The organism is Xenorhabdus kozodoii, assembly GCF_002632875.1.
Taxonomy (GTDB): Bacteria; Pseudomonadota; Gammaproteobacteria; order Enterobacterales; family Enterobacteriaceae; genus Xenorhabdus; species Xenorhabdus kozodoii.
In genome coordinates, this window is record NZ_NJCX01000045.1 from 1 (window position 1) to 10,156 (window position 10,156).

Annotated in this window: 12 protein-coding genes; all 12 read right to left on the reverse strand. The window is 47.2% G+C overall.

Annotation, left to right across the window (positions count from 1 at the left end; genetic code table 11):
- The coding region (locus Xkoz_RS18340; RefSeq protein ID WP_422646071.1) for a Mov34/MPN/PAD-1 family protein at positions 1-174 on the reverse strand (174 nt) is incomplete at its 3' end.
- Between the two features lies 1 nt (position 175).
- Positions 176-913 carry a phage minor tail protein L gene (locus Xkoz_RS18345; RefSeq protein ID WP_099143394.1) on the reverse strand — a complete coding sequence of 246 codons (738 nt, stop codon included), beginning with the start codon at positions 911-913 and terminating at the stop codon, positions 176-178.
- Positions 914-922: 9 nt separating this feature from the next.
- Positions 923-1,276 carry a phage tail protein gene (locus Xkoz_RS18350; RefSeq protein WP_099143395.1) on the reverse strand — a complete coding sequence of 118 codons (354 nt, stop codon included), beginning with the start codon at positions 1,274-1,276 and terminating at the stop codon, positions 923-925.
- Positions 1,276-4,656, reverse strand: coding sequence for a tape measure protein (locus tag Xkoz_RS18355; RefSeq protein ID WP_099143396.1), 3,381 nt, complete (start codon positions 4,654-4,656; stop codon positions 1,276-1,278). Before Xkoz_RS18355 ends, Xkoz_RS18350 begins: the two co-directional genes overlap by 1 nt.
- An 8-nt stretch (positions 4,657-4,664) precedes the next feature.
- Complete coding sequence (locus Xkoz_RS18360; RefSeq protein ID WP_099143397.1) at positions 4,665-4,832, reverse strand: phage tail assembly protein T; 168 nt, start codon at positions 4,830-4,832, stop codon at positions 4,665-4,667.
- Between the two features lie 153 nt (positions 4,833-4,985).
- Positions 4,986-5,750: a 3'-5' exonuclease gene (locus Xkoz_RS18365; RefSeq protein WP_167386626.1), complete on the reverse strand. Its 765-nt coding sequence runs from the start codon at positions 5,748-5,750 to the stop codon at positions 4,986-4,988.
- 239 nt (positions 5,751-5,989) lie between these two features.
- Positions 5,990-6,271 carry a hypothetical protein gene (locus Xkoz_RS18370; protein WP_099143399.1) on the reverse strand — a complete coding sequence of 94 codons (282 nt, stop codon included), beginning with the start codon at positions 6,269-6,271 and terminating at the stop codon, positions 5,990-5,992.
- 644 nt (positions 6,272-6,915) lie between these two features.
- Positions 6,916-8,577 carry a terminase large subunit gene (locus tag Xkoz_RS18380; RefSeq protein WP_099143400.1) on the reverse strand — a complete coding sequence of 554 codons (1,662 nt, stop codon included), beginning with the start codon at positions 8,575-8,577 and terminating at the stop codon, positions 6,916-6,918.
- A 12-nt stretch (positions 8,578-8,589) separates the two neighbouring features.
- Complete coding sequence (locus Xkoz_RS18385; RefSeq protein WP_099143401.1) at positions 8,590-8,949, reverse strand: phage terminase small subunit P27 family; 360 nt, start codon at positions 8,947-8,949, stop codon at positions 8,590-8,592.
- A 248-nt stretch (positions 8,950-9,197) separates the two neighbouring features.
- Positions 9,198-9,647, reverse strand: coding sequence for an HNH endonuclease (locus tag Xkoz_RS18395; RefSeq protein ID WP_099143403.1), 450 nt, complete (start codon positions 9,645-9,647; stop codon positions 9,198-9,200).
- Positions 9,647-9,949 carry a head-tail connector protein gene (locus Xkoz_RS18400; protein ID WP_099143404.1) on the reverse strand — a complete coding sequence of 101 codons (303 nt, stop codon included), beginning with the start codon at positions 9,947-9,949 and terminating at the stop codon, positions 9,647-9,649. Before Xkoz_RS18400 ends, Xkoz_RS18395 begins: the two co-directional genes overlap by 1 nt.
- The coding region (locus Xkoz_RS18405; protein WP_141554445.1) for a phage portal protein at positions 9,942-10,156 on the reverse strand (215 nt) is incomplete at its 5' end. The genes Xkoz_RS18405 and Xkoz_RS18400, both read right to left, overlap by 8 nt.

The window sequence follows — 10,156 nt, forward strand, 5'->3', positions numbered from 1 at the left end:
GTAATCCGTGGGGTGCAGACTGAATTGTTCTGTGGGTGAGGGAGCCGTGTTGCGACAGCGGATATATTGCTGTTTGCGGCTATTTTGAATCACCAGACCACAACATTCACTGGGGTATTCGGTCTGCGCGTGATCTATGATGGCATCGATAATATGTTTACGCAGCGTTTCCATATCACCGCCTCATTAACGCTGAACCGAGGAAGCCGCCGTGGGGAAGTTGATTCCCTTTCCCAAAGCGTGGCTCACATCCTGTTGACAATAATCCAGAGCAGGCATCTTTTGATGGATCATCTGTTGGGTTTCCGTCCTCATCAAAATACCGATCACCTGTGTAGTTGCAGGGGGATTTGCGATATAACCCGCGCATACACCACGTACAAAGACTGTGTATCTGACGGGTCGGAATTTGAATCCCCTGCAAGTCAGCGGGTGAAGATAAGGCAAACTGAATGCTTTCGTTATCTTCATAGGTCTTACTGTCAATGTAGAAGACGTCGATTTTTTCCTGCGTGGGATCGGCTTCTGGGTTCCCGTCGGGGAAATTACGGGCATCCAGATAGTGCGCAAAGGTCATACGGATGGTAACCCGTGCCTGAACCATATTTTGATACGCCAGACATAAGGCGCTGATCGTGCCATCGAGGTTGGCAACGCTGAGTGTGGGGGATATCGCCCTGCCATCACTGTTGACCTCTAGTCCCTCGATTTTGACCGGCCATGGAGCGTACTCCACGCCTTGCCACCAGATGGATTTAATGGGTAAGTGCTCTGAATTCAATTCATCCTCTGCATAAGGGCTGGGGTGATTATGGAAATGCAGCTTTGGCCCACCAAAAGTGGAGCCATCAACAGAAAACAATAGAATCCGGCTCCCTGACTCAAGGCGTTGGAGGGTGGTACTAATTGTCATGGGAATATCCTAAGGTTGGTAGGTGGTTTCAAATACAGCGGAAAGTTGGTATATTTGTTCGCTCTTGCTGTTCATGCCCATCGCTGTGACCTTGTGCCCCTGACAGACATAAAGCCCCAACTCTGAGAGCGGATTTTTCCATTTAAAAGCGCGATATCCCGCATGACGCAAGAGAAATTGCCGAATATTGTCGATATATTGCTTATTGCCAACAAAACTGACGGTCCAGCTTTGATGCACAATGTTCAGGCCGCTTCCGCTCCGTTGGGTGTAGCCATCACCAAACTGCACTGAACGGACTTTCTGAGTTACCTCCCCTGTAGGGTTTACGCGGGGGATATACGTAAATTCTTCTAATTTCATTACCGCCCTCCTCTTATTGCACGGCTAAGTAAACCACCCTGCCCCAAATCCTTGCCGATTAACTCTCGGTAACGCTGATCGACAAAGCGCCCAATCTCGCTACCAAACTGTTCCCATCCCGGAGAAGTAGCTTGCGTCGTCTGTTCATTCGTAATGGTGATATAAACTTGCGGTGCCGTACTTGAATTAGACAGGTTTGACCCAACCAGCCTAACCCCAAGATTGCCGTCGCTCGTTCTGGCTAGCGGCATTATCGCTTCGGGACCTGCCTCACCCATCAATCCCGCACCTTTGGCAAAGGGGAACAAAGTGGGTTTGTTTACGATTTGTCCGCTGTAACTGCTTAGGCCAGGGGAATTGTAAATACCGCCTTTGGCGTTCTTGGTGAACATGGAAGCAAAGCCGCTGAACATTCCGCCACCGCCCATCGACTCCATGCCTTTCATGATGGTATTCGTGATCAGCGCCTGCGCGGCCATTTTGACCAAACTTTTAACCACGTCTTGAGCCAAAGAGGCAAACAGCTCAGACATACCTTCTCTGAGGGATTTGGTGCCAGTGAGCAGACCGGTGATCATATTTCCCATCCGCTCTTGCGTGGTTTCAAACATCGTCACAGCGAGCGACTGTAAATCACCCTGACTCGCAAACACCTGTTTAGCGGCCTCAACTCGCTTGGCATCGGTATCGCGTTCAGCAGAGAGGATAAGCTCATTCTTGCGTTGCTCACTGATAATTTGTGTTTCTGCATAAACCTCATACAAGGCTTTTTTACGTGCCAGTTGGTTATCCAGATCCTGTATCGGGTCAACATCGCCCCGCAGGTCGTCCTTGGCAGAGACGGCATATCTCTGGCTGGCGTCCGCGTTACCCCTGACGTTATCTTTCCAGATCTCGCCTTTTCGGTAGTCGTATTCGGCGGGTGACTCAATTTGGCCATTGGTATTCTGCCGTTGCAGTTGCTCGGTGGCCTCTTTGGTTCTTTTGGCAACATTGCGGAACGGGTCAGCCTCTATGGCATCCTGTAAATCCTGATAGCGTTGCTTGGTTTCTGCCAGTCGTTGATTGAGCTGATTGATCTGGGTGTTTTGTTCCTGAGTGAACTTAGTGACATTCCCCTGAGAAGCCGCAAACAACTCAGCGGCGGCATTGCCTTCTTTGTAGCGAATCGCTTCGGTTGCCAATTGAGTGTTCAGTTCAGCTACTTTGTGTGCGTAATCTTCCTTGATTTTTGCGGCTTTCCGAGCGGCACTTTCTGCTGCATTTCGGGCTTCTCTGGCGGCTTCGTCCTGTTTACGTATTGCCTCGGTGTTCTGGTATATCTGTGTGGCATTGTTAATCATTCGATCCACGTAAGGCTTCTGTTGTCTGTCATTCGGGTTTAACCCCGCATCGATAGCCTTGTAGTACGCCTCACGCTGAGCCTTGTCTAACCCCTTTCTTTTGGAGAGATCAATACCCCTCTCTTGGTCTGCCAAAAGCGATTTTAATTTATCATTGGGTTCAAATTTCACCTCTGGTACGGGAATGTGAATGCCAGAAACGTCAATACCTAATTTTTTGATCCGCTCCAGAAGGCTGACGGTGAGTTCCAGTTTTTGATTTTGCAATGCCAGCGTTACATTACCGGTTTTGCGCATTTCGTTAATCGCTACGGTAAACCTTTTCTCTTTTTCAGCGTTTACCGATTGCTGGTCACCCAAGCTCGTGAGGGCAGAAGTAATTTCACCGACCGTTTTCAGTGCTTCCTCATACGCCGAGCGGCTTTCTGAGAGTTTTGTACTGAACTCAGTGATTTTATCGCCAACATTTCTACCCTGACTTTTATCTTTCATGAAGATGTTGAGGCTAATTTGGTTTCTCGTCATCTCCTTTCTGAATTTTTCCAAATCCTCTTTGGCAACAGCAAGGTCTTCTTTTAGCTGATTCTTGGTGTCTCTGAGCTGAACGGGGGTCATCTTGCTCAGTTCTTCCTTGATTTTTGTCGCTTCTTTCGCGTGCGCCCTTGCCTCTTCTTTAGCCTGTTTTTGGTTTTGGTACAGCATGTATGCCGCACCGGCTGCCATAATCAGCACCCCCGGCAAGCCACCAGCAACACTGAGTAGTGCGCCGCCCATCCGTGATCCAATAGAAGTGGCCGCATTAAGTCTTGACTGGGCTGTGGCTCTGGCCGCGATACTTTGAGCAACAACGGCTTGAGCTTTTGCCTCTGCTTCTATCGCTCGATTTAATCTAATCTGAGCAGCGGCAAATTGTTGAGAGTTTGTGGTTTGAAGCAACTTTGAACGAGCCGCTAACACATTGCGCTGAGTTTGAAGCTCAGTAGCCCTCGCATTAGCCACCTGCACTTGAGCGTTTCTATACGCCTGATCTGCGTTATTTATCTCCGCTCTTGTGTTTTGTATTAACGCAGACGTTGATACCCCAATCGCGGATATCCGGTTACCTAATGCCCTTGCCCCGAACAAACCAGCCGCCACCATGCCCGCCGCGGCGATGTCGTTGATATTTTTAGACAAGTCATCCAACACCCCGGCGAGCACACGAGTGGTCCCTGTCGCCTCGTTAGCCCCACCTACCCACTGCATAAAGGCATTCTGAACGCGAGTTAACGATTTCTCGACCGTCGCCCCCATTGAGAGGCCTTCCGTTTTCAGTTTTTCTAGTTGGCTCAGCAAAGCGGGGATGACTTTATCCATTGTCAATAACCCGTTATCCGCCATACCTTTTAATTTGGTTCTGGCAACCCCCATGCCATCCGCCAGCGCCTGAATGATTCGGCTGCCGTTCTCCGCCATTGCGTTAAATTCTTCCCCGCGCAGCACGCCGGACGACATCGCTTGCGAGAACTGGATCAATACCGAGCTGGATTCTGAGGCGCTCGCGCCTGATATTCTCAATCCCGTTGACAGGACTTCCGTCATGTTAACAATGTCTTGCGAGGCGTATTTCAGCGCACGCATAGGCGCGGCGGCACGGGCAAAGACGGTGGCGTTAGCTTCAAACGATGTGCCAGTTTTTTGACTCATTTCCATCAGTAGCCGCTGACTGTTAGTTAGGTCAACGGTGGATTGGGTAGCCAGTTTCAAGCGGGAATTTAAGTTTGTCCACTTGTCGGCGGTTTCAACCAATTTGCTCGTAGCGAAGATGCCCGCAAAAGCGCCGGTCATGCCGATAGCCGAGGCTTTAACGGAAACAAGCTGGTTATTCAGGTCACGCAGGGCTGCACTGCTCCCACGGGTGGCGGCGGCAGCGCTCCTGTTACCGTTTTCCATCACACGGTGATAGTTTTCACCCAATCGGGCGGCTCGCGCAATTTCAGCCTGATAAGAGCTTGAATTTGCCGATATTTTAATGATTAATTCACGCAATTTTGCCACAGTGCCACCTATGCGAGACTAGCAAAGAAGTTTTCGAAGTCGTCTTGCTTCTCTTCGTCTGGATTTCCCCATTTAAGCAGTGTATCGTTCAAGCTGACTTTTACGCCCTGTGATTGATAGACGGCGGAGGCGATTTGCGCCGCCTGAAAATTGCAATTTTTAATTTTTTTATTTATTTACAAAAGGATATAGAAGTTATTCCCTGTATTTATTGTTAATATGCAATACACATTGCAATACACAATAATTTTATTAGGGGTAGAGTGAAATGATGTCATTTGTCGGAGGTGAACAGATCAGTACGATAGTAGCTCTGACCTTATGTAATTTCATGAAAAAAGCCAAATTACAAACAATAAAAACAAAAGAGAAAATACTATTTCAGCACATATTGAAAACGCTCTGTCTTCTTTTTTTAATTTATCTTTACGTTCTTGAGCACACCGTTCCTCCTCTTTGATTTTGCGTTTATATTTTTCATACTCAGGATTAATAGGCGGGTATATTGAGCGTAATGAATATATAGGAGCATTAGGATCTCCATAGGCCATGTGTTTCATTAGTTCCAATGTCATTTGAGCATCTGTAAGTGCTCTATGTGCAGCGCCAGAAACTTCTATCTTGTTATCACGAATGGCATTAGTGAGTTTATGCCATTTATAATCACCTGTTCTTTCATTTATTTCCCCGTGATACTCTGCATATAACAGCATTGCACATTCTGACTTTATTCTTGGTGTAGGTAATTCATATTTCTTACATGTTTGCCTAATTATTCTTATGTCATAAGATTTGTTATAAATAATGACTGTTTTTCCTTTAACTATTTCTTTGTATTTTTTATAGATCTCATTCCATGTTGGCGCATTTTGAACATCTTCATTTGTTATTCCGTGTATTCTTGTCGCGTCAGGAGGTATCTTTTTTTGTGGTTTAACAAGTGTATCCAGTAAAACATGACCATCAGCGTTTATAATGCTTATTTCAATAATTTCATCATCGATTTTTAATCCTGTTGTCTCTGTATCTAATATAACAATATCTTCTTTTAGTAGCTGCTCTGCAATTAACTGCGCTTGTTGACGATTTCGCATACCCATAACCCATACAATGAAATAATAGGTTATTGTACATACGCATTACCTTGTTCGTTATTATTGATCCTGATTAAAGAGACTTTTGTCACATAGAAATGCTTGCTGATAACAAAAAGCGGTCAATACACCAGACATCCAGACCTAACGACTGACGACGAATTTCGTCGGAAGTGAGTGGGTTGGTACGTTTAACACTCCGAGCTATAGAGGGTTGCGCTGAATTTCGTCGGAACCTATTAAGCGATAGAACTGACAGCCAATTGATAGCCCCGCCAGTAAGAAGATCTCCCCGTAACCGTGATCACCTGACCTTTCTGTAATAACATCACCGATAGTGCCATCTCATCAAAGCCAATAACACGCAGCGGATAATCACTGCGCTTTTCACTCTGCGCCTGCATGGTAGCGACTGCCATCACTTTACCTGTCTGGCACTTTATACGTTTGGGGGCGACGGTTATCTTCCCTGTGACCGTGGCGACTATCGATGATGCGTTCTTTTGCTTTCTTCGTGCCATTTTCCACCGCCTGTAGATGGTCAAGATTTTGACCATGATAAAAATCAGCAAGTTAAATCACTGCGAACGTAATACGTACTCAGTTACATTAAGTAACCTTGTGCTGGACGGCGTAAACTCAAGCCCTCTGCGTTGTGATTTCCACAATAGAGGGTAATACATTGCCTCTATCTCGCTCTTTTGTGCACCTCTTAATGAGTTGTGCAAAGTTTGTGAGTAACCAATAGTAACCCGCAAAGTCCGATTATCGGATATTGGATTTTGCATACCGATATCTTCGGTGTTCAAAATATAATCAGACGCCGAATCTGGCGTCTGATTAAATATCAATGGGTTATCACCTAAGCCCGAATTCGGGCTTTGCTCTGCTAAAAGGTGTTGTGATTTCCCCAATACCCTAAGTGGGATATCCCACTTTGAGATGATTCCGTTTTTTATTCATGAATAAAATTAAATATATACATTAATGTTAACCGTAACCTATTGATTATTAATAACTCTGTCTCTGTGCCGGAAATTAGTAAAATCAATGGGTTACGTTAAATGGGATTTTAAAGCCCTTTTAACCGATTAATATTACTCAATTCCCGCTCAGAACCGGAATTTCTGCACCGTGCGGGAATTGGGTTAAATCAATGAGTTACCTAAATACCGTCAAAGCTAGCCAGTCGTTGCTTCTGCTCCTCATTGAGACTGAAAGCAAAATCCTCATGCTCGCTCTGCCATGTACCAAAGCTCATCAGGAACGCAATGGCGGGATCTATCTTATTCGCGGATTTCTTCTTGTTCGGTTTGATATTGGCGTTCGCGTCGGTTTCCATCACCACATTGGCTATCGCCCACGCCAGCACCGGATCGCCGTTATGACGAATGACCTTACGATTCACGAACACTTCAGCCGATTTTGCCACCGGGCTAAAGCGCATATAGGTTTGCGGGAATGGCTCAACGTCTAACCCTGCTCCCTGTAGCTGAGTACGCAGGTGTGTGGCGTTCCATGTGTCAAAGCCGACCAGTTTGATATCAAAGTGCTGGCTGTCTTTGAGAATGTCATCACGGATACGGTCATAATCAATGCAATCGCCTATGGTGGTACGAATCCAGCCCATTTGCGCCCATTGACGATAGATTGCCCGGTTCTTGTTGGCCGGGTTCTGTAGCTGGGCTTCGGGCAGGTAGTGGCGAGTCAGGAGTAACAATTCATTATCGACCGGGAACGTGTAGCAAAGACTGGTGATATCGCCTGTCGATGATAAGTCCAACCCAGCGTAGCACTCCAAGCCTTTGAGGTCGTTTTCATCGTATTCTGTCTGGCAGGCTTTCCAAGCTCCTTCACCCATCCACGGCGTTTCGCCCTGGCACCAGATATTAAAGCGTTTGGTTAACATTTCTGTCCATTGTGACGGAATACCCCGCGCTTTCTGGATAGTGTCATGCAAGGCGGCACTGTCTACCGACACATCCAGATTGGGATTGGCCTTTATCCAAAGGGCTTCATCATCAATTTCGTTCTCGTCGTCCAGTTCGTAAATCAGGGCAAACAGCGATTCATTTTGTTCTTCGCCATTCAGTATCTGGCAACAATAATCATAGTGTTGTTTACAGGCGGATATCACGTTACTGCCGGCGGTCGTAATGGCAAACAGGAGTCCTTCGGGACGTGCGCCCATCCCCAATTCAAGGGCAGAGTAAACCGCGTTATCCGGGTGCAAATGGTACTCATCGATAATCGCCAGACTGGGGTTTGTCCCCTCAATCGTAGCGGCTTTGGCGGCCAGTGGCTTTAACAGACTATTGCTTTTGGCGTAAGTCACTTTATGTTGCTGAATAGCCACCCGTTTCTTAAGCGGCTTGGAAAGCAGGCACATCTGACGGGCATCATCAAACACGATACGCGCCTGATCCCGGCTCACGGCGGCGGTGTAGATATCCTGCTGTCCTGGTTCCATCACCAAGAACCAGTTCGCCAGTATCGCGGCCACGGTGGATTTGGCATTTTTGCGCGGCACCTGAATGTAAGCGCTGCGGTATTTGCGGCGACCGGTCGCTTTGACCTTGAAGCCGAACAGGTTAGCAAAGGCGAACTGCTGCCACGGTTCTAATACAATCGGCTTACCGCGTAAATGGCCTTTGACGTGCGGGCAGAGACGGGAAAAGCCAATAAAACGTTCCACAACCTCGCTATCAAACGTATAAAGCGGGTTATTCAGGTCGTTATAGTAGCGTTTCACCGCCTGCTTTACCCGTTTACAGGCCGGAATTGTGCCATTTTCGATAGCAAAAGCGTACTGCTCCCATGCGTTCATCGGTGATATTACTCAGGCTATCAGCACATCTAAATCATCAGGTTCATCGCTTTCTATCGGATTTCGGCGGCGTGATACCGGATCAAATCCCAGCAATGACGACATTTTTATCATGATTTTTTCGGCATCGGCTTTCGCTTTCAGTGATGGGTTACTGGTCGCTGCGCCGCGTGAACCTTCCACCGCGAACCCGCGCAATTCAATGTCAGCAACGGCTTTACGGTAAATCGCATAGTTGACGCAATACAGTTCTAAGTTGTTCCAGTCTGCCGGGCTGAGATCTTCCCGTTCATTGAGAATTTTGGCTTTTGATTTCCATTGCTCAGCAGCAATCTCATTTAAATAAACCGGGGGTTTGGGTGCTCTTGCCATAGTCATGGTATCCTGTTGAAATGACTGCTATTGAAAAAAGTGCCGTGCATAAAAATTCGAGGGGGCGGCGGTTCCTTTTAGCGGGGCATTTGTCATTTTTGATACCCCTACCCCTCTGAATGCTTCTCTAACGATTTCGAAAGCATTCCATTAGCTCCTTATTGCGTTGTGTCTTGCGCCTCGCTGTAGGCTTCTTAGGCGCAATCTGATTTTGTTGCCGATAGGGTTCGCTGTGCTTCAATAGCCCTTTAATTAGTTGTTCTGTCTCTTCTTTGTTCATGCCGATATATCCAGTCATTACGCCTTGCCGCTTCTGCTTCCTGTTCCCGATATTCCCCATTCTTGCGCTTCTGTTTAGTGATGGGGTCTGTCTGCACGGTCTTGCGGTTATGGCAGCCATGACACAGGGCTTGGTGATTGGATTCAGGCCAGAACAGCACATCACTATCACCATTGATGGGGATAATGTGATCAACGATAGTGGCGGGTGTGTAACTGTTCTGCTTGAGGCAATGGACACATAAAGGGTTAGCCTTAAGATACATCAGCCTGTACTTGCCCCATTGATTACTGTAACCACGCTCGGTACGTGTGCCCCGCTGCTTGTTCTGTTCCCGCCGATGTTCCTCACAGCGACCGGACTTTACCCGTTGCTTACAACCGGGGTAGCCACAACGTCTTAACGGTTGCCACGGCATCAGTAGATCCCCACATCACGATAGACAGACCACAAAGATTTGATAGTAAAAGGCACTTCTTTCAGTTCAACATCCGTCGCCAATTCCCGGTTCTCATACAACAAACCGATATAGAGTAAACAGCCGACTTTGATCGCCGGGCTGAATACCAAGCCCTCATCAAACCGCTTGCCGATATGTTGCTGACAGACTTCTAATGCAGCGTTGGCATAGCCCTTAAGCAGTTCGTCTTCAAACGTATTACTTTCATCTATCCGGCAGTGCAGTTTGATTTCGTCTAATGTCATGAGAGGGTTACTCATCTTTCACCTCGGTTTTTTTGATACTGACCTCTTGCTTCCATGCCTGACTAAATTCATCGCCACCGTCACGGGGGGATAACCCCTCACGTTCGCGGGCTTCATTCGGGCACATCACACCGGATTTAATCGCCGTCTCATAACTCTGGAAGCGTTCTTTCGGATTGGCTCGCAGTAGGTCAGCGGTATCAAATTCAACTTGGTAGCGAA